This is a genomic window from Streptomyces sp. Inha503 (assembly GCF_047215865.1).
GTDB lineage: Bacteria > Actinomycetota > Actinomycetes > Streptomycetales > Streptomycetaceae > Streptomyces > Streptomyces lycopersici.
On sequence record NZ_CP178360.1, the window covers coordinates 894,174 to 913,575 of the forward strand.

Annotated in this window: 19 protein-coding genes; 11 read left to right on the plus strand and 8 right to left on the minus strand. The window is 70.6% G+C overall.

Annotation, left to right across the window (positions count from 1 at the left end; genetic code table 11):
• Positions 1-39: 39 nt before the first annotated feature.
• Both ACJX2R_RS04075 and ACJX2R_RS04080 read right to left on the minus strand, forming a co-directional pair.
• The gene (locus ACJX2R_RS04075) at positions 40-1,518 is read right to left on the minus strand and encodes an aminotransferase class I/II-fold pyridoxal phosphate-dependent enzyme (RefSeq protein ID WP_413098798.1); all 1,479 of its coding nucleotides are present in this window, start codon (positions 1,516-1,518) and stop codon (positions 40-42) included.
• A 40-nt stretch (positions 1,519-1,558) separates the two neighbouring features.
• Positions 1,559-2,074 (minus strand): DUF6328 family protein, encoded by a 516-nt coding sequence (locus ACJX2R_RS04080; RefSeq protein WP_413098799.1) that lies wholly within the window; start codon positions 2,072-2,074, stop codon positions 1,559-1,561.
• Between the two features lie 152 nt (positions 2,075-2,226).
• Here ACJX2R_RS04080 and ACJX2R_RS04085 point away from each other — a divergent pair, with 152 nt between their 5' ends.
• Positions 2,227-2,460, plus strand: a complete 234-nt coding sequence (locus ACJX2R_RS04085) for a hypothetical protein (RefSeq protein WP_413098800.1) — start codon at positions 2,227-2,229, stop codon at positions 2,458-2,460.
• Positions 2,461-2,573: 113 nt separating this feature from the next.
• Here the strand turns inward: ACJX2R_RS04085 and ACJX2R_RS04090 are convergent, their stop codons facing one another.
• Complete coding sequence (locus tag ACJX2R_RS04090) at positions 2,574-2,837, minus strand: DUF6480 family protein (protein WP_413098801.1); 264 nt, start codon at positions 2,835-2,837, stop codon at positions 2,574-2,576.
• Positions 2,838-2,981: 144 nt separating this feature from the next.
• A complete protein-coding gene (locus tag ACJX2R_RS04095) occupies positions 2,982-5,531 on the minus strand; it encodes an ATP-dependent Clp protease ATP-binding subunit (protein WP_413098802.1) in 2,550 nt (849 codons plus the stop codon).
• A gap of 305 nt (positions 5,532-5,836) precedes the next feature.
• Here ACJX2R_RS04095 and ACJX2R_RS04100 point away from each other — a divergent pair, with 305 nt between their 5' ends.
• The 6 genes from ACJX2R_RS04100 to ACJX2R_RS04125 all read left to right on the plus strand — a co-directional run bounded on the left by ACJX2R_RS04100 (position 5,837) and on the right by ACJX2R_RS04125 (position 11,840).
• Positions 5,837-6,406, plus strand: a complete 570-nt coding sequence (locus tag ACJX2R_RS04100; protein ID WP_413098803.1) for a 2Fe-2S iron-sulfur cluster-binding protein — start codon at positions 5,837-5,839, stop codon at positions 6,404-6,406.
• Entirely contained in the window at positions 6,403-7,386 is a 984-nt protein-coding gene (locus ACJX2R_RS04105) for an FAD binding domain-containing protein (protein WP_413098804.1), read from the plus strand. Before ACJX2R_RS04100 ends, ACJX2R_RS04105 begins: the two co-directional genes overlap by 4 nt.
• A 9-nt stretch (positions 7,387-7,395) precedes the next feature.
• Positions 7,396-9,624: a molybdopterin cofactor-binding domain-containing protein gene (locus ACJX2R_RS04110; protein ID WP_413098805.1), complete on the plus strand. Its 2,229-nt coding sequence runs from the start codon at positions 7,396-7,398 to the stop codon at positions 9,622-9,624.
• A 128-nt stretch (positions 9,625-9,752) separates the two neighbouring features.
• Positions 9,753-10,253, plus strand: a complete 501-nt coding sequence (locus ACJX2R_RS04115) for a hypothetical protein (protein ID WP_262698343.1) — start codon at positions 9,753-9,755, stop codon at positions 10,251-10,253.
• A gap of 31 nt (positions 10,254-10,284) precedes the next feature.
• Positions 10,285-10,998 (plus strand): Clp protease N-terminal domain-containing protein, encoded by a 714-nt coding sequence (locus tag ACJX2R_RS04120; RefSeq protein ID WP_413098806.1) that lies wholly within the window; start codon positions 10,285-10,287, stop codon positions 10,996-10,998.
• Positions 10,999-11,039: 41 nt separating this feature from the next.
• Positions 11,040-11,840, plus strand: a complete 801-nt coding sequence (locus ACJX2R_RS04125) for an aminoglycoside adenylyltransferase domain-containing protein (RefSeq protein WP_413098807.1) — start codon at positions 11,040-11,042, stop codon at positions 11,838-11,840.
• A gap of 65 nt (positions 11,841-11,905) precedes the next feature.
• Here the strand turns inward: ACJX2R_RS04125 and ACJX2R_RS04130 are convergent, their stop codons facing one another.
• Positions 11,906-13,015, minus strand: a complete 1,110-nt coding sequence (locus ACJX2R_RS04130) for a zinc-binding dehydrogenase (protein ID WP_413098808.1) — start codon at positions 13,013-13,015, stop codon at positions 11,906-11,908.
• A gap of 276 nt (positions 13,016-13,291) precedes the next feature.
• Here ACJX2R_RS04130 and ACJX2R_RS04135 point away from each other — a divergent pair, with 276 nt between their 5' ends.
• Positions 13,292-13,930 carry a hypothetical protein gene (locus ACJX2R_RS04135; RefSeq protein WP_413098809.1) on the plus strand — a complete coding sequence of 213 codons (639 nt, stop codon included), beginning with the start codon at positions 13,292-13,294 and terminating at the stop codon, positions 13,928-13,930.
• 18 nt (positions 13,931-13,948) lie between these two features.
• Here ACJX2R_RS04135 and ACJX2R_RS04140 read toward each other — a convergent pair whose 3' ends face one another.
• Both ACJX2R_RS04140 and ACJX2R_RS04145 read right to left on the minus strand, forming a co-directional pair.
• The gene (locus tag ACJX2R_RS04140; RefSeq protein ID WP_413098810.1) at positions 13,949-14,842 is read right to left on the minus strand and encodes a squalene/phytoene synthase family protein; all 894 of its coding nucleotides are present in this window, start codon (positions 14,840-14,842) and stop codon (positions 13,949-13,951) included.
• A gap of 47 nt (positions 14,843-14,889) precedes the next feature.
• On the minus strand, positions 14,890-15,534 hold the full coding sequence (locus tag ACJX2R_RS04145; protein ID WP_413098811.1) for a TetR/AcrR family transcriptional regulator: 645 nt from the start codon (positions 15,532-15,534) through the stop codon (positions 14,890-14,892).
• Positions 15,535-15,647: 113 nt separating this feature from the next.
• Between ACJX2R_RS04145 and ACJX2R_RS04150 the strand changes: the two genes are divergently transcribed.
• Positions 15,648-16,610 carry a zinc-binding dehydrogenase gene (locus ACJX2R_RS04150; protein WP_413098812.1) on the plus strand — a complete coding sequence of 321 codons (963 nt, stop codon included), beginning with the start codon at positions 15,648-15,650 and terminating at the stop codon, positions 16,608-16,610.
• An 84-nt stretch (positions 16,611-16,694) separates the two neighbouring features.
• Positions 16,695-17,561: a maleylpyruvate isomerase family mycothiol-dependent enzyme gene (locus ACJX2R_RS04155; protein ID WP_413098813.1), complete on the plus strand. Its 867-nt coding sequence runs from the start codon at positions 16,695-16,697 to the stop codon at positions 17,559-17,561.
• Positions 17,562-17,574: 13 nt separating this feature from the next.
• Here ACJX2R_RS04155 and ACJX2R_RS04160 read toward each other — a convergent pair whose 3' ends face one another.
• Positions 17,575-18,288 (minus strand): ribonuclease H family protein, encoded by a 714-nt coding sequence (locus ACJX2R_RS04160; RefSeq protein ID WP_413098814.1) that lies wholly within the window; start codon positions 18,286-18,288, stop codon positions 17,575-17,577.
• 226 nt (positions 18,289-18,514) lie between these two features.
• Here ACJX2R_RS04160 and ACJX2R_RS04165 point away from each other — a divergent pair, with 226 nt between their 5' ends.
• Positions 18,515-19,342, plus strand: coding sequence for an endonuclease I family protein (locus tag ACJX2R_RS04165; protein ID WP_413098815.1), 828 nt, complete (start codon positions 18,515-18,517; stop codon positions 19,340-19,342).
• Positions 19,343-19,402: the final 60 nt, after the last annotated feature.

Sequence of the window (19,402 nt, forward strand, 5' to 3'; positions counted from 1 at the left end):
CGTGGTGACCTTCGGCTTCGGCTTCGCGCCCAGCTCGTGTCAGTCGGCTCCGGGCCCCTTGACCAGGACGCGAATGGTGTCCAGCCCGGGGTCGGCCGCGTCGGGGAGGTTCATCCCGGCCTTCAGCCCGGACCGCAGATAGTCCAGGACCGGCCGCTTCAGCACCTCGCCGGGCAGCACGGCCGGTATGCCCGGCGGGTAAGGCGTGATCATCTCGGCCGCCACCCGGCCCACCGCACGGGCCACGGGCAGATCCTCCGTGGCGCCGAAGTAGGCGTCCCGCGGCAGACAGGACTGTTCCATCCGCAACTCGTCCGGCGTCGGCACTGCCACCTCGGGGGCGGACCGCAGATCCTCCGCGTGGCCGGCCAGCTCGCGCAGCGCCGTCAGCAGCGCTCCGGTCGTCGAGGGGTCGTCGGCGTGGGTGAGCTGGGTGCTGATCCGCCGGTGGTCGGCCAGATGGGCGTTGACGTCGTGACGTTCCCGGAGCCAGTCGGCAGCGCGATAGCCACTGACCCCGAGGCCGGTCAGGTCGATGACGACCGGAAACGGATCGAAGTCACTGGCCAGACCGGGACCCACGTAGTCCGCGGGCCCGTCCACGTGCAGTCCGTCGATGGCCGCGATCTCGTCGCGCACCGCATGCGCCCGGCGCAGGGCCGCGCCGAGCAGTCGCTCGCCGTGCAGCGCCATCTGCCGACGCCATCCGTCCATTCCCGCGTAGAGGAGCACGGACGGACTCGTGGTGCCGAGCAGACCTGCGCAGGACTTCAGGACGGCCGGCTCGATCAGGTCGCCACGGAGATGGAACACCGAGCCCTGCTCCAGGCCGCTGCCCATCTTGTGGATGCTGGTCACGCAGACGTCGGCACCCGCGTCCATGGCCCAGCTCGGCAGCTCGGAGCAGAACGGCAGATGCGCTCCCCACGCCTCGTCGACGATCAGCGGACGGCCACGCCGATGGCAGACCTCGGCGATCCCCGCCAGGTCGGCGCAGGATCCGTACGGAGTGGGGCTGGTCACCAGGGCTCCCCTGACCTCCGGGTGGTCATCGAATGCCCGCTCGAACGACGCGGCCGACGGCGGATGCGCGATATGCCGGCCACCGTCCCATTCGGGTTCCACCCAGATCGGCCGGACACCGGAGATGATCAGGCCGGAGACCACCGATTTATGCGCGTCCCGGCCCACCAGCAGGGTCTCGTGCGGGCCGGCCACCGCCAGCATCGCCGCCTTGACCGAGAGCGAGCTGCCGCAGGTCGAGAAGAAGGTGTGCTCGGCGTGCACCGCGTCCGCCATCAGCTCCTCCGCGCGCTCCAGCACACGGCCCGACCCCAGCCGGTCGTCGAGGCCGCCGAAGGCGAGGAGGTCAGTGCGGAACACCTCGTCCCCCAGCACCTTGACCACCTCCGGGTCGGCACCCCTGCCCTGCTTGTGCCCGGGCGGAGTGAACGGGAGGGCCCCACGCTCGTGGTAGCGGGCCAGGGCCTCCAGAATCGGAGCCTGCGTATGATCCATGGCGGACGAGTCCCCTTCCACCTGCGGAGAAAACCGTTGCTCAGCGCTCCTTGCGCGAGCGGTGGAAAAGCCACGCCGCGGGTGCGAACCAGCAGATCACGAACCAGAGCAGGGCCGCGGCCGCCAGCCAGAACGCGGTGGGATCGGCCACGACGACACGCAGGATCAGCAGCAGCGCCGACGCCACCGTGCACAGCAGCAGCACCAGCCCGGCCAGGGTGAAGCGGGAGGCCCAGTCCACCGTTTCCGGCTTCAGCCGGCGGCCGGTGACGATCCGGTGCAAGGAGACGGGTGCGATCAACGCGCCGGTGGCCGCCGCCCCCAGAAGGACGGTCACGACGTAGATGGCCCGGTCCGCCTGGTCCAGTTCGCTGAAGCGCGGCGTGAAGGCCACCGTGAGCAGGAACGCGAACAGAATCTGCACGCCCGTCTGCGTCACCCTCACCTCCTGGAGCAACTCGGCCCACTTCCGGTCGGCCCGCTCCTCGCGGCTCTCCACACGGCCGGACCGGGCCTCACGGCCGCCGTTTCCGGCCGCTTCGTGGTCGTCGTGCATCAGCGTGACCTCCTTCGCGTCCACCCCCGTGTTCCCAGCCACTCCGAAAGGCGAACATCGCCGGCGATCAGCGGCGCGAGTGCGGCCGGTCCATGCATCACCCGGGCCGTCAGGGGCACTCGGCCCCAGTCAGTGGAAAGGAGAGAGACACCATGACCCACACCGCCGAGACCGGCGAGGCCACCGGCACGAAGGACAGGGACTACAACCTCGTCTGGTACGTCGAGGCATGCCTGAGCAACGCGCTGCGTATGGAGACCTACATCCAGGACGCGGAACGGGAGAACGACACCGAGGTCGCGGAACTGTTCCGCAAGGCCCAGGCGGACAGCCGCAAGGGAGCCGAGCTGGGCAAGCAGCTCCTGAAGGCCCGCTTCGGCAGCTGATCCGCTGACGGAAAGCTGATCCGCTGACGGAAAGACCGGAAAGATCTCCGACGGCCCCCGAGAGCCTCGCCCTCGGGGGCCGTGGCATGCCGCGACGCGGGCCGCCGGTCGCTTCACCCCAGCACGGCGACCGCGAACGCGATGCAGAAGGTCACGAACAGCGCCACAAAGAGCCAAATGACGATCGTGGGCCCCTTCGACCAGCCCTTCGTGGGGTTGTACGTCTCGCGGGGGCCCGCTTCCGACAGGCCGCCCTCGGCCGGCGGGGTCTCGCCCGGGGGCACGCCCACGCTCGGCCGAAGTCCGGGAGATCCGGGAGATCCGGGAGATCCGGGAGGCCCGGGAGTGCGGTCAGGGTGCGGGTTCTGCTGGTCCATGTCCGATGCGCTCCTTTCCGCCCGCGGCGCGCCGGCTCCCCCGGTCCGCCACCCCGCTCGAGGCGCCGTCCCCGGTGGACTCTTCCCACCATACGGCGGAAGGGCGGCCGGGCACGGCCCGGCGTCCGCGGCACACCGTGAGCGTCATGGTTGCCCGGCGTTCGAGGCGGTGTCGGTGTGGAACGCCAGCTGTCCGTCCGCGACCTCCACCCGGGCCCGGTCGCCGGACGAGATCTCGCCGTCCAGCAGCAGTCGCGACAGACGGTTGTCCACCTCCCGCTGGATGGTGCGGCGCAGCGGCCGGGCGCCGTACGCGGGTTCGTGACCGCGCCGCGCGATCCAGTCGACGGCCTCCGGGGCGAACTCCACGGTGACGTCCTGGGCGTGCAGCCGACGGCGGGTCTCCTCCAGCAGCAGATCGGTGATCTGGCGCAGATGCTCGTCCGTGAGCTGCCGGAAGACCACGATCTCGTCGACGCGGTTCAGGAACTCGGGGCGGAAGTGCTCGCGCAGCGGTCGCAGGACGCGCTCGCGCCGGGCCTGCTCGTCCGTCTCGGCGTCGGCGGTCCCGAAGCCGAGGGCGCCGCGCCCGCCGATGGCCTCGGAGCCGAGGTTGCTGGTCATCACGACGACCGTGTTGCGGAAGTCGACCGTACGGCCGTGGGCGTCGGTGAGCCGGCCGTCGTCGAGCACCTGGAGCAGTGTGTTGAACACGTCCGGATGCGCCTTCTCGATCTCGTCGAACAGCAGCAGCGCGTAGGGGCGGCGGCGCACCGCCTCGGTGAGCTGTCCGGCCTCCTCGTGGCCGACGTATCCGGGCGGGGCGCCGACCAGCCGGCTGACGGTGTGCCGCTCCTGGTACTCGCTCATGTCCAGCCGGACCATCAGGTCCTCGCTGCCGAACAGCGCCTCGGCCAGCGCCCGTGCGAGTTCGGTCTTGCCGACGCCGGTCGGGCCGAGGAAGAGGAAACTGCCGACGGGGCGGCCGGGGTCGGCGAGACCGGCGCGGGAGCGCAGCACCGCCTCGGCGACGGCGCCCACGGCCTCGTCCTGCCCGATCACCCGCTCGGACAGGTGTTCCTCCAGGCCGAGCAGGCGCTGCTTCTCCTCCTGGGTGAGGCTGCTGACCGGGATCCCGGTCTGGCGGGAGACCACCTCGGCGATGTCCTCGGCGGTGACCTCCAGGCCCTGCCCGTCGTCGGGCTCGGTGCCGCCGTCGGTCTCGATGCGGCGGTTCAACTCGCTTATGCGGTCGCGCAGTTCGGTGGCCCGCTCGTACTCCTCCGCGGCCACCGCCTGGTCCTTGTCCCGGGTCAGCTGCTCGACCTCGCGCTCCAGGGTGCGGGTGTCGGTGCCCTTGGTGCGCGAGCGCAGTCGCACCCGGGCACCGGCCTGGTCCACCAGGTCGATGGCCTTGTCGGGCAGGAACCGGTCGGTGAGGTAGCGGTCGGACAGCTCGACGGCGGCGAGCAGCGCCTCATCGGTGAAGCGGACCTGGTGGTGGGCCTCGTAGCGGTCGCGCAGACCGCGCAGGATCTCCACGGCGTCGGTGGCGGAGGGCTCCGGGACCAGGACGGGCTGGAAGCGCCGGGCCAGCGCCGCGTCCTTCTCGATGTGGCGGCGGTACTCCTCCAGCGTGGTGGCGCCGATGACATGGAGTTCGCCACGTGCCAGGGCGGGCTTGAGCATGTTGCCCGCGTCCATGGATCCGCCCTCGGCGCCGCTCGCGCCCGCGCCGACCACGGTGTGCAACTCGTCGATGAAGACGATCAGCTCCTCGGAGTGGGTGCGGATCTCGTCGATGATGCCGCTCAGCCGCTCCTCGAAGTCACCTCGGTAGCGGGTGCCGGCGACGACCGCGGACATGTCCAGGGCGACCACCCGGCGGCCCAGGAGGATGTCGGGGACGCCTCCCTCGGCCACACGCTGGGCGAGCCCTTCCACGATGGCGGTCTTGCCGACACCGGCGTCGCCGATCAGTACGGGGTTGTTCTTGCCCCGGCGGGACAGCACCTCGACGGTCTGCTCGATCTCCCCCGCGCGGCCGATGACCGGGTCGATCCGCCCCGCGTGGGCGAGGTCGGTCAGATCGCGGCTGAACTTGTCGAGGGTGGGCGTGTTCCGCGGTCGGCCGGACCGCTGCCCGGCCGCCCCGCTCACCGGCGGCTGGCCCGGTGCGCTCCGCGGTCCGCCCCGGCCCGCCGCGGGGTCGGAGGGCAGGGAGTTGAGGATGCGGCCGGCCGTGGAGTCGTGGTTGGCGGCCAGCGCCCCGAGCACGTGCTCGGGGCCGATGTAGGAGGCTCCATTCGTACGGGCCAGTTCGTGTGCGTCCAGCAGGGCGCGCTTGACCGCGGGGGTGACGGACAGCTGGGTGCGCCGCGGACCCTCGCCGCTCATCCGGTCGATCTCCGCGGCCAGCGCGTCGGTGTCGGCGCCCGCCCCCGCCAGCAGCCCCCGGGTCGGCTCGGTGGCCAGCGCCGCACGCAGCAGATGCTTGGTGTCCAGATCGGCACTGCCGTGCTCGGCGGCGTAGGTGGCCGCGTCGGCGACGAGTTGCCGGGCGGGGTCGCTCATCAGGCGGCCGATGTCGATGTGGCGGAGGCCGGGGCGCGGTCCGCCGCCGAGGAACCGTGCCATGAATTCCTCGAACGGGTCTGGACCGAAGTCCCCCGGACCCATGAAACCGCTGCTCATGGCCTTCCGTTCCGCGGTCCCGGCCAGGTGTCCGGACCGGGCCCGCTCTCTTGACAGGCGTGATCCTTATCGGGGCGCGGGTGCCCGAGGGGCGCCACCGTTACACCTGCGGTCGCCGGGACGCGGACGGCCGCGGACACGATGACGCCGACGCACGGTCAGTCATCGGCCAACGACACATCGTCACCGACCTCTCGCGGTGCGACGTCCGCCTTCTTGCGAGAGCCTGGGGGCAGGGAGCGTGCCCGGCAGTCGCGCCGCACATCCGGGGTGACACCTGCACCTAGTGAGGAAGGCGGGCCGTGATGAGCGCTTCGGATACGCACGCCATGAGGCGGGTCCAGGGCGAGATGGCCCCACCCTCGGCGATCAAGCTGAACATCAACGATCAGGTGCGGCAGCTCGAGGTGGATCCGCGGACCTCGCTGCTCGACGCGGTGCGGGAACATCTGCGCCTGAGCGGGACCAAGAAGGGGTGTGATCACGGGCAGTGCGGCGCCTGTACGGTGCTGATCAACGGTCGGCGCGTCCTCTCCTGCCTGACACTCGCCGTGATGCACGAGGACGACGAGATCGTGACGATCGAAGGCTTGGGCGACCCCGACCATCTGCACCCCATGCAACGGGCCTTCGTCGAGTGCGACGGCTTCCAGTGTGGCTACTGCACCCCCGGCCAGATCTGTTCGGCCGTCGGCATGCTCGCCGAGGTGGAGGCGGGCTGGCCCAGCCATGTCACCACCGATGTGTCCTCGCCCCGGGTCGCGTTGACCGATGACGAGATCCGCGAGCGGATGAGCGGCAACATCTGCCGGTGCGCCGCCTATCCGAACATCGTCGCGGCCATCCGCGGCAGCGCGGAGGGAGGCGCCACATGAGGTCCTTCACCTATGAGCGGGCGACGGACACGCGGGCCGCCGTCGCCGCGGCCGCCCAGCCGGGCGCGAAGTTCATCAGCGGCGGCACCAATCTGCTCGACCTGATGAAGCTCGACATCGAATACCCCAGCCATCTGGTGGACATCAGCCGGCTTCCGCTGCGGGACATCGAGGAGCTGCCGGACGGTGGACTGCGCATCGGCGCCCAGGCGCGGAACTCCGATGTGGCGGCCGATCCCCGCGTGCGCGCCCGCTATCCGGTGCTGTCGGAGGCGCTGGTGTCGGGCGCCTCGGGGCAGCTGCGCAACAAGGCGTCCACCGGGGGAAATCTGGTGCAGCGCACACGCTGCCCCTACTTCTACGACACGGCCGCCGACTGCAACAAGCGCAGCCCCGGATCGGGGTGCGCGGCGATCGGAGGGTTCAACCGGATCCACGCCATCCTCGGCGCGAGCGAGTCCTGTATCGCCACCCACCCCTCGGACATGGCCGTCGCGATGACCGCGCTCGACGCGGAGATCGAGCTGCTCCGGGCCGATGGGTCGGTACGGCGCGTCGCCATCACGGACTTCTACCGGCTGCCGGGCGATACGCCGCATATCGAGAACGTGCTGGGTGACGACGAGATGATCACAGCCGTTCTGCTGCCCCCGCCCCTGCCGGGCGGGCAGGTCTACCGCAAGGTGCGCGACCGGGCGTCGTACGAGTTCGCGCTGGTCTCGGTGGCGGCCGTCGTCTCGGTCGACCAGGGAACGATCCGAGAGGCGCGGGTGGCGTTCGGCGGTGTGGCGCACAAGCCATGGCGGTCCGTCGAGGCGGAGGACGCGCTGACCGACCGTCCGGCCAGGATGGACACCTATCGCGCCGCCGCCGAGGCGGCGCTGCGGGGCGCGGTCGGGCGGGGTGACAACGACTTCAAGATCGAGCTGGCCAAGCGCACACTGTGCCGCACGCTGACGCAAGCGGCCGGGGCGAGCTGAGGAGGCGAGATGATCGGGCAAGCTGTGAACCGCGTCGACGGCCCGCTGAAGGCCACCGGCCGGGCCACCTACGCCTACGAGCACTGGGAGGCCGGTCAGCCCCTCTACGGCTTCATCGTCGGCGCGACGATCGGCAAGGGCCGCATCACCCGCATCGACACCGAGGACGCGGAAGGCGCGCCCGGTGTCCAGCTGGTGATGACCCACCTCAACGCCCCGGCGCAAGGCCCCCGCGACGAGTCCATTCCCTTCGAATACTGGCGCGCCCAGCCGATGTTGACCGGACCGGACATCCACTTCTACGGCGAGCCGGTGGCATTGGTCGTCGCCGAGACCTTCGAGCAGGCGCGGGACGCGGCCGACCTGGTCGAGGTCGAATACCGCGCCGGGCGGGGCCGGTTCGACTTCGGCGAGTTCGAGGACGACACCTACATCCCCAAGACGGTCAACGCCGGTCTCCCCACCGACACCGCGGTCGGCGATTTCGACGCCGGGTTCGCCGCCGCGGAGGTCAAGGTCGACCAGCGGTACACGACCCCGTACGAGTTCTCGATGCCGATCGAACCGAACGCGTCCATGGTGGCACCGCGCGGCGAGGATCTGGTCGTCTACGTCAGCTGCCAGATCACCGACGCGGCGCGGGACTCGGTCGCGAGCACACTGATGATGGACCCGGAGCGGGTGCACATCGTCACCCCCTTCGTCGGCGGTGGCTTCGGCTCCAAGCTGGGCATCCACTCCGAGACGATCCTGGCGGCGCTCGCCGCCCGCACACTGGGCCGGCCGGTCAAGGTCACGATGACCCGCCAGCAGGTCTTCCAGCTCGTGGGCATGCGCCCCACGTCCGACCAGCGGGTCCGGCTGGGCGCGGGGCACGACGGACGGCTGGCCGCGATCGCCCACGACGTCACCATGCACACCAACCCCGACGTCGAGTACGCCGAACAGACCGCCGCCACCGTCCGCAGCCTCTACGCCGCGCCCCACCGGCTGACCAGCCACCGGCTGACGGCGCTCGACCTGCCGCGCGGGACGGACGTACGCGCGCCGGGCGAGGCACCGGGCATGCTCTCGGTCGAGTCGGCGATGGACGAGCTGGCCCAGGCGCTCGGGATGGACCCCGTAGAGCTGCGGATCCGCAACGAGCCCACCGTGGATCCCGAGCGGAACGTGCCGTACAGCGACCGGCACCTGGTGGAGTGCCTGCGCGAAGGCGCGCGCCGGTTCGGCTGGGAGAACCGCCCGGCCACGCCCGCGAGTGTGCGCGAGGGACGGTGGCTGATCGGCTACGGCATGTCGGCCGCCATCCGGGGCCACTTCCAGGGGCCGACGACGGTGCGGGTGCGGTTGGAGCCGGACGGCACCGCCGTGATCCAGACGGACATGACCGACATCGGCACGGGCACGTACACCATCCTCACCCAGGTCGGCGCCGAGGGACTCGGCCTCCCGCTGGAACGGGTGCGGATCGACCTCGGGCGTTCGGACCATCCCTCCAGCTGGGGGTCCGGCGGCTCATGGGGCGCGACCAATTCGTCCACGGCGGTGTACCGGGCGTGCGCGGCGCTGCGCTCGAAGCTGCTGGACGCGGCCTGCGGCGACACACGCTCCCCGCTGCACGGCCAGGACCCCTCGGCGGCGGTGTTCTCCGACGGCGACGTGGCCATCGGCGGCGCGTCCGAGGCACTGCGCGAGATCGTCGCGCGCCACCATCCCGACGGTCTGGAGGCGGAGGGCCAGACCCGATTCATGGGCGACGATCCGAACTACTCGGACTACTCGATCAACACCTACGGGGCCCATTTCGCCGAAGTGGGCGTCGACGCGGACACCGCCGAGATCCGGCTGCGGCGGATGCTCAGCGTGTTCTCGGTGGGCCGTGTGTTCAACCCGAAGACGGCCCGCTCGCAGCTGATCGGCGGCATGATCTGGGGAGTCGGCGCGGCCCTTGAGGAAGAGGCGGTCGTCGACCCGCGATCCGGTGCCTTCGTCAACCGGGACTTCGCGGGGTATCTGGTGCCGGTCCACGGCGACATTCCCCCCGACATCGAGGCCGTCGTCCTCGAGGGGTACGACGACAAGGCCAATGACCTCGGCGCGAAGGGCATCGGTGAAGTGGGCATCTGCGGATCCGGTGCGGCGGTGGCCAACGCGGTGTTCAACGCCACCGGAGTGCGCGTGCGGGACTTCCCCATCACACTCGAGAAGCTGTTGCCCGGTTTGCCGGCCATGGTCTGAGGAGCTGTACGCCCCGAACTTTCCGGTTCCCGGTTGCCCGCGGGACTGCCGGTCCCGGGCCGCGGGCTTCATTATGGCTATGCCGGGGGAGCCGAGTAGTAAGCCGGTGAGGCGGGGGGAGAGACCTTATGGACCAAGGACTCGCGGCGTTCTTCGCCAGCGTGGCCGCCCTCGTCGGAGCCCTCATCGGTGGGGGCTTCTCGGCGCGGGCCGCGCGTATCGGCGGTGAGAAGACCGTGGAGGCAGCGCGCGAGCAGGTGAGGGACCAGGCACGGGCGGAGTCGGAGCGATGGCTCATGCAGGCCCGCCACGACGCCTATCAGTTGATCCTGGGCGCCATCCACGCGTACGCGGGTGCCCTGGTCCTGCCCACGGCGGAGGCAACGGCCACGGAGGCGGCGAAGCAAAGTTTCCACTCGGCCGAGTTACGGGTCAAGGTGGTAGGCCCGGACGCGGTCCGAAACGCGGCCCGTGAGCTGTCGGTCACCTTCATCAATGTGCAACGTGTCCTCGATGACGGTCAGCCGATCGAGTCGTGGATGGCGAGCCTGATCGAGGAACGTCACAGCGCCTTCGTCGAGGCCGTCACCGCCGTGTACGCGTGGGAGACCGACGCAAGTACGCCTTGACAATTTCACTTTGTCAAGGCGTACTTGCCTCATGCCTCTTCCTGATCTGGACGACCTCATCGCGGAAGTGGACAGGACCTGCGATGCCGCACACCGCCCCGGTGGACAGGAGCAGCCCGACTGGCTCGCGCTGCTGTCGACGGCGGCGAACCTGGCGGGTCAACTCCAGGCCCTGGCCGATGACTTGGTGGAGGACTATGTCGAGCACTGCCGGATGCACGGCTCTTCCTGGACGGACATCGGGGCGGCGCTCGGTGTGACCCGGCAAGCGGTGCAGCAGCGCTTTCACGCCCCACACAAGCGCTACGGCCCCGAGACCATGTCCGAGGATCTACGCCAGGCCATGACGCACATCAAGCGGGCGGCGGTACAGCACCGCAACAACTACATCGGCACCGAACACCTGCTCTGGGGGCTGACCGCGGAGGACAACAACGCCGCACGGCTCCTGCGTGCCGCCGGTGTATCACCCGAAGACGTGCACAAGGCCGTCGGGAGCCGACTCAGCATGGGAGCGTCGCAGGCAGCGGAACGCATCGCCTGGACCCCCTACTCCCGCAAGGCCATCGCGATCGCGGAGGAGCGGGCCGAGACGGCGGGTTCGGCACACATCGACTGCGACCACCTGCTCCTGGGGCTCGCTCAGATCGCCCGCGGTGTGGCCGCCACGGTGCTCGACGACGCCGGACTGGATCTGGCGACCTTCGCCGGCACCTCTTCGCCGCTCCCGGACACGGCGGGCTGAGCCACGGCGTGCGCACACCTCACACCAGGGATACTGGACACGTGGCCCACTCGCTCGAGGATCCGCGGTCCGTCCCCACCGAACTGCGGCCCTATCTGGAAGAACTCGTCCGGCGCACCCGCACGGTGTGCGGGCGCCATCTGGTGAGTGTCCTCGCGGTCGGTTCCCTCGCGCTCGGGGACTACCGGCATGGGCGCAGCGACGTCGATGTGACGGTCGTCGTGGAGCCGTCGCTGCCCGGATCGGCCCCGCACGACCTGGCCGGGGCCCTCGCCCACCCACATCTGCCCTGCCCGGCGGCGGGGCTGGAACTGGTGGTCTACGGAACGGACTTCGTCAGCCAACCCTCCGGTGCGGCCGGGTACCTCATGGACCTCAACACCGGCCCGCTGCTGCCGGACCGGGCCGACGTCGACCCGGCGCGGTCCCCGGCGTTCTGGTACGTCATCGACCGCTCCGTCGCCCATCGGACCGGGCTGACGCTCTTCGGCCGCCCGGCCCGGGAGGTGATCGCCGCACCGGACCGCCCGGATCTGCTCCATGCGATCCGGGCCTCCGTCCGTGAGCACAGCGACGGCGAAGGTCACCTCGCGGACAACCGTGTGCTGAACGGCTGCCGCTCGGTGGTGTTCTGCCGTACGGGCCGCTGGCTCGCCAAGCGCGTGGCGGCGCGGGAGGTCGCCCTGGCCGAGGAGGGGTTCCGGCCGCTCATCGAGGCCGCGGTGGGCAGCTTCGAGCGCCCCCGCTCCTCCGCGATCCCACTGCCCGCCGCCGAGGTGCGGGCCTTCCTGGCCTGGGTACGCGAACGGGTCGACCAGACCGTCCGGGCGGCCGGGGCCTGAGCCGGGTCCGCGGCCTTCGGCCACCGCGGAGCCCGCAGCACCCGGTCGTTGACCAGCGTTCGCGCTCAGGGCCGCAGCAGGATGCGAATCGGGTTGCCCTCCCGCTCACGCAACCGCCGGATGCCCTCGTTCACTTCCTCCAGGGGCAGGATCGCGCTGACCGACCCGGAGATGTCCAGACGGCCCCGGGCGGTCAACTCGACCAGGTCCTCCAGATGCTCCATGCGATACCCGGTGTGTCCGATCACGGTGTGGCGGTTGCGCACGAAGTGGAGCTCCGGGCCCACGGCCAGAGGGTCGGGCGATATGCCGACGAGCACCAGCCGGCCGCGGTGGCCGAGGGCACGCTCCGCCTGGGTGAAGGAGGGCGTACGGCCGACGCAGTCGAAGGCGACGTCCAGTCCCTTGCCGCCCGTGATCTCCTTCAGCCTGGCCTTGGTGTCACCGTCCGTCGGGTCGAGCGCGAAGTCGGCGCCCAGGGCCAGGGCGCGCTCGCGGGCGGCGGGGAGGGGGTCGAGGGCGACGATCGGGGAGGCTCCGCAGATGCGGGTGAGCTGCACGAGGTGGGTGCCCAGACCTCCCAGCCCCCAGATGCCCACGGATTCGGCGGACCGCAGCTGGGCGGTGTCGATGGCGCCGTACGGGGTGGAGACGGCGTCGGCGAGCACGGCGGCGTGTTCCAGGGGTACGGACTCGGGCACGGCGATGAGCGTGGTGGCGTCGGTCAGGACGTACTCGGCCCAGGCCCCGTCGTAGTGGAAGGCCATCACCTGGAGCTCCTCACAGGTGTTCGTGCCACCGCCGAACCGGCAGGCCGGGCACGTTCCGCACGCCTTCCCAGCGCCCAGGACCACCCGGTCCCCCGCCTTCCAGTGCCCGGCGCCGTCGCCGACCGCCGCCACCACGCCCGACGCCTCGTGCCCGGGGGTGACCACCGGCAGCCGGGGCGGGATATGGCCGTCGAGCTGGCTCAGGTCCGACTGGCAGATGCCACACGCTGCCACCTTGACCACGACCTCGCCCGCTCCGGGCCGGGGCACGGACACGTCCTCGACCGTCAACGTGCCCGCCGCCGTGTCGAACCGCGCGGCGCGCATCGTGGCCGGGAGGTCATCCGCCACCGCGCCTGCCGTGGAGTCCGCGCCGGTGGGTATCGGTCGTGCGTCCAAGGTCATCCATGGTTCCTTTCACGTACTTGTCCACGTACTTGTCACGTACTTGGCCGGTCGGCGCGCCGATCTCCGAGCCGGTGCGGGAACGGCGAGTGATCATGATGCCGCACGCAGTCTGCCCCATGCGGCACACGCCGTGTGCCACGGACGGAGTCATCATCTCGCCGCTGGGGACTCCAGGTTGGGTACGTCGGCGCTCAACAGCTCAGAGGCAGTGGCATTCACCCGGATGTACCATCCAGCACCAAAGTGCAACGTGCCCAGATGAGGGAGCTCGTAATGGACACTCCTGCCGAAAGCGCCAGCCTGAAGTCCCAGTACGCGGCTAAGGTCGCGGCCGATCTGGAACGCAACTCCGCCGAGCACGAGCGTCTCAGCTCCGAAATCGCGGCGCTGCAAGGCCAGTTGGCGACGCTGGAAGACAACCGGGCGCTGCTGGTCAGCATGCGGCAGACCCTTGGTGGCGATGCCGCCGGTGGCGCGGCGGAGAACGGTGGCGTCAGTGGCTCCGGGGCTGGTTCGTCCGCGAAGCGAGAGGTCGCGACGGCGTCCGCCACGCGCAAGGCGAGGAAGAAGGCCGACGCGGCCGGTGGCAAGCGGAAGGGGGCGGAGTCGGGCGGGAGCCGTTCCAGTCGTCAGCGGGTGCGGGAAACGGGGGTGCCCACGCTTCGGGAGCTGGTGCGTGATGACCTCGCCCAGCACGGTGAGCCCCGCTCCGCGGCCGAGGTGACCGCAGAGCTGAGCCAGGCCTTTCCGAAGCGCGAGATCAAGCCCACGGTCGTGCGCGGTACCCTCGAATCGCTTGTCGCCAAGGGGCAAGCACACCGCACCAAGCAGAAGCGGTCCGTCTTCTATTCCGCTGTCACCACGGATGCGGCATCCGACGCGGGCGGGCCCAGCGAGGCGGGCGCTTCCTGAGGCGACCAGGTGTGGTGTTCAGCGCGGGTGACGCGCGCGGCGGCGCTCCCGGAGCAGTGCCCGCGCGGTGGCCGGTAGGGGCGGACGGGCGGGGGCGCGGAGGAGGCCGGGGCCCTTGGTGGCGGCTGCCGTGGTCGTGAGGAGCTCGATCTCGATCATGGCGCGGAAGAGCGGGCGGCCCTCGGGCGGTGCGAGGCCGACCAGGTTTCGGCTGGTGGCCAGGGACTCGCGGGCCTCGCCGAGCAGATGCGTCAGAAGGCTCCGGACCGCGGGGGTGTCACGGGCGTTCTCCAGGTCGGTGCGGGTGACACCGTGAGCGTCGAGCGTCTCCCGCACCAGATTCAGGCGGCCGTCGGCGAGATCTTCGGCCAGGTCGTTGACGAAGTCGAGGCGCTGGCTGCCATCGATGTACGTACGGCACGCCTCGCGGTAGCCCGTTGCCGGATGCTCCCCGGCGATCAGGCCCGCGATCAGCATGAACGCCGGGAGCGCATAGGCGTCGACATAGCGCTGGTAGTCCGCTTCGGTGGCGAATCCGGTGAACTCCAGCTCCATGGCGGCCGCGTCGAGGAAGTCCTCGACGCGGCAGCGCATCCCGGGGTGCGCCGAGACGGTGTGCAGCAGCGGCCGTACGGCGGCATGGTCGCTTTCGCCACCGGCCAGGCCGTCACGTACCTCCTTCACCCACTCCCCGCAGGCCCCGGCGCGCTCCGCGACGGGGCCGCTGTCGAGGAGGGTGTCGGTGCGATGCATGAAGGCGGTCGCCGCGATCACATGCGGGAGCAACGGCGGAGGCAGCAGCAGGCGCACCGCGAGGTAGGCGCTGCGCCGGTAGCGCTGCCGTGTGTAGTCCTCGCGCAGATTGGGATCGCCGACCCCCGCGGCGTCCAGCGCCCTATCCCACAGGCCCATGCCCGACCCTCCAGGTTCCTCGGTCTTCCGGCGGCTGAGTCGCGTCTTCATGTGATCTTGCCTGGTGCCGCGGGTGCCGCGGGTGCCAAGCGTGCCACCGGCGGTAGCGGTGAGTGCTGCGGCGAGGCTTGGAAGGCCTGGATCACGAGCGCGGCGAAGCGCCGGGACGCCGCGATCCGGGCGGCCTTCGATGTGGTGTGGATGCCCCTGTTCGCCATGAGCATCAGGACCAGGTCGTCCAGGACGAAGTCGGGGCGCAGATGGCCGGCGTCCTTGGCACGATGGGCCAGTTCGGCGATCGACCTCAGCGCGTATTCGCGCTCCGCGACGAAGTCCATCGCATCGGGGAAGGTCGACATGAAGGCTTCGGTGAAGCCCCGGCTGCGGGCGTGCAGCTCGCAGGTCTTCTCGATCACGAGGCAGAAGCCGCGCCACGGATCCGGCTCGGCACGCCCCTTGTCGACGATGGCGCGGCATGCGCGCATCTCGTCCGTGAAGGCCTCGGTGGCCAGCATCTGCTTGGTCGGGAAACGGCGGTACAGCGTGGCGGGGCCGACCCCGGCGTGCCGGGCGATCTCCCGCATCGGCACCTTCAGCCCTTCGGTGGCGAACAGCGCGCGGGCCGCGTCGAGGATGCGCTCCCGGTTGTCCGAGGCGTCGGAGCGCAGGGTGTGAGGCAAACGGTCGGTCACCGCTCTCACTTTAGCCAAAGTGGACGGGGGCGTCCGTTAGCGTCCCTCGGGCCGGTTCCGATCGATCACGTCGATCTCACCGATCACATCCATCCCAGAGCAAGGAGACGGCCTTGAAGGCAGTCGCGATCCAGGCGTTCGGACCTCCCGAAGGTCTGGCAGTGATCGACCTCCCCGTTCCGACCCCCGCCGCCGGACAGGTGCTGATCGCCAATGAGGCGATCGGTGTCGGTGGCTCCGACGCCGTGATCCGCCGCGGGACCCTCGCCGGCTACGGCTTCAAGGAAGGCCATATCCCCGGCAGCGAGGTGGCGGGCACCGTGACCGCGGTCGGCGACGGCGTCGATACGTCATGGGTCGGCCAGCGCGTGTGGGCGTTCACCGGCGTAAACGGTGGCTATGCCGAACAGGCGATCGCCGCGGTCGAGGAGATCCTCCCCCTCCCCGCGGGCCTCTCCGCTGTCGACGCGGTGACGCTGGGGAGCTCCGGAATCGTGGCCCACTTCGGCCTCTCCCATGCCCACTTCGCTCCCGGCGAGTCGGTGCTGGTGCGGGGCGCGGCCGGCAGCCTCGGCATCATGACGGTCCAGCTCGCGGCGCGTGGCGGGGCCGGGGCGGTGGCGGTCACGACCTCGTCGGCCGAGCGTGGCGATCGGCTGCGCGAGCTCGGCGCCACCCATGTGCTGGATCGCTCCGGCGAGGGCGGCGACGACGCTCCCTCCGGCTACGACGTCATCATCGACGTCATCGCCGGTGCGGACATGCCGTCCTTCTTCGCCAAGCTCAATCCGAACGGTCGCATGGTGGTCGTCGGCGTGGTCGGAGGGATGCCACCGGAGGACTTCGGTATGACGATGATGGCGGCGTTCCAGAAGTCGATGTCGATCGCCGCCTTCAGCGCCGCCACCGTGGCCGAGCCCGATCGACGTGCCGTGCGGACCGAGCAGTTCGCCGCCGCGAGCCGCGGCGAACTGCGTACGGTGGTGCACGAGCTGCTGCCGTTGGAGCAAGCCGTATTGGCGCACCGGAAGATGGACACCGGCGAGGTGTTCGGCAGGATCGTACTGACACCGTAACCCGCGATGCGATATCGGCGACCGTGGGACACGTGGCAGCGTACGTGCCCCGGGAATCTTCCCGGCCAGGTGCGGGGAGGGCACGTGAAATCGGTGAACGGGCAGAGCGACGGCGGCACGTGGCCCACGGGGCTGGACGAGGCGATTCGCGCCACCGCGGCCGACATCGCCGCCACGCTGCGCGACGCGTCCGACACCGGGGCTCCGGTACCCGGGTCGCGATGGACGGTCGGGGAGGCGGCGGCGCATCTGGCGCAGGCCAATGAGCTGATGGCACACCTCGCGGAAGGGAAGGAACGCGGCTACGGGGACGGCACACCGCAGGGGCTGGCGGAGGCGAACCAGCGCGCGCTCGCCGCGTTCGCCGAGCGCAGGGCCGAGCCACTGGCCACCATGATCGTGGAGCAGGCCGACGCCTTCCTCCGGGCCGCGGCCCGATCCACGTCAAATACGCCACACACGTCACACACGTCACACACGTCACATGTGTCACACGGCGAACTGGTCACGCCGATGGGCCCGATGAGTCTGGAGGTACTGGGGTCGTATCTGCTGACCCATATGCTCGGCCACGGCTATGACCTCGCCCGCGCGCTGGGCAGCCCCCATATGCTCACCCGGGCCCGGGTCGAGCTGACCCTGCCCTTCCTCACCACGGCCATGCCACGGGTGCTCGACACCACCGCCGCCACCGGGCTCACCGCCCGCTACGCCATCCACCTGAGGGGTGGCGTCCGCTTCGGCGCCACCTTCACCGACGGCGCGGTGACCGTCACACCGCGCCCGCCGAGCCGCCCGGACTGCACCATCCTCACCGAGCCCGTGGCCTTCCTCCTCATGGCGCTGGGCCGCCTCGGACCGTGGAGCGCCGTCGCCAGGGGCCGCGTCCTCACATGGGGCCGCAAGCCCTGGCTCGCGCCCCGCTTCCCCGCGCTCTTCTCCCCGCCCTGATCCGCCCCGCGGCTCAGGTGGCGCAGGACGGATGGCCCCAGCCGTCGGGGTTCTTGCTGATGCTCTCGCCCTTGGCGTAGGGCGTACCACAGCGGCACCGGCCGGGGAACTTCGCCTTGATGGAACCCTTGGAGCCGGTGCCCCTCTTCGAGCCGGTGCCACTCCCCCGCCCCTGTGCCGCCGCCGTACGCGGGCGCGCCGTGCCACCACGACCGGGCGAGCGCGTCCCGGTCCGGGCCTCGGGCGGTGGCAGGGCGGAGCCGAGCGAGGTGCCCACGGGCTGCTGGGTGCGGGCCGTGTGGCTGGCCGCCCGGTCGGCGGCCGCGTTGAACGGGTCGCCGTCGACCTGGTGCGCCGGAACGTAGACGAACTCCACCGTACGGCCGTCCAGCAGTTCGTCGATGCGCATCACCAGCTCGCGGTTGGCCACCGGCGACCCCGAGGCGGTCTTCCACCCCTTCTTCCGCCACCCGGGCAGCCATGTGGTGACCGCCTTCATCGCGTACTGGGAGTCCATGCGCACCTCCAGCGGCACACCCGCGTCGGTGGACTCCAGCAGCTCTCGCAGCGCGGTCAGCTCGGCGACATTGTTGGTCGCGGTGCCCAGCGGCCCGGCCTCCCAGCGCTCCACCTCGCCGTCGGTGCCCGCGATGACCCATGCCCAGGCCGCGGGCCCGGGGTTTCCCTTCGATGCCCCGTCACACGCGGCGATGATCTGTTCAGCCATACGCCGATACTGCCAGCTCCGCTGATCCGGCCCGACGGCAGACCCGTCGGTCGGCCCTCTCCTCGGCCCCAGGGCGTTCACCGAATTCACGCGGAACGGGCACATCGCGTACACGCGTTCGGGCGTCACACATGCGAGTCTCCGAGAGCTTGTGCCTTGAACGTCCGTACTCGCGGCTCCAGTTGGCGGCCCGGGTACTCGTCTCGGAGAGGACACCCCCCACATCATGTCCACTCATCGCGCGCGCCGGTCACGGCGCCTCCCCCTGCTGGCCGTCGTGGCCGCGGCCGGCGTGGCCGCCCCTTCGCTCGCCGCCGCCAACACACCGGCCACGGCGGACACCACCCGGCCCACATCCGTACAGGCCCCCGACGACTACTACCAGGACGCCACGGGCAAGAGCGGCCCGGAGCTGAAAGCGGCGCTGCACACGATCATCAGCGAGCAGACCAAGCTGTCCTACGACGAGGTGTGGGACGCGCTGAAGTCCACGGACGAGGACCCGGACAACCCGTCGAACGTCATCCTCCTCTACTCCGGCCGTTCCCAGGCCAAGGACGCGAACGGCGGCGACCCCGACGACTGGAACCGCGAGCACGTCTGGGCGAAGTCGCACGGCGACTTCGGCACGGCCACCGGGCCCGGCACCGATCTGCACCATCTGCGCCCGGCCAATGTGAAGGTGAACAGCGTCCGCGGCAACAAGGACTTCGACAACGGCGGCGAGGAGGTGCCCGACGCCCCGGGCAACCGCACCGACGACGACTCCTTCGAACCGCGTGACCAGGTCAAGGGCGATATCGCCCGGATGATCCTCTATATGGCCGTCCGTTACGACGGAGACGACGGCTTCCCCGACCTCGAGCCCAACGACAAGGTCGACAACGGCTCCGCGCCCAACATCGGCCGTCTCTCCGTGCTGAAGACGTGGAGCGCCGAGGACCCGCCCGACGACTTCGAGAAGAACCGCAACGAGGTCATCTACGACAGCTTCCAGCACAACCGGAACCCGTTCATCGACCACCCGGAGTGGGTCGACTCCATCTGGAAGTGATCCAGCGCCCGACCCGGCGCCCCTGCCCCGGCACGAAGACGCGCCGGGGCGGGGGTGCCG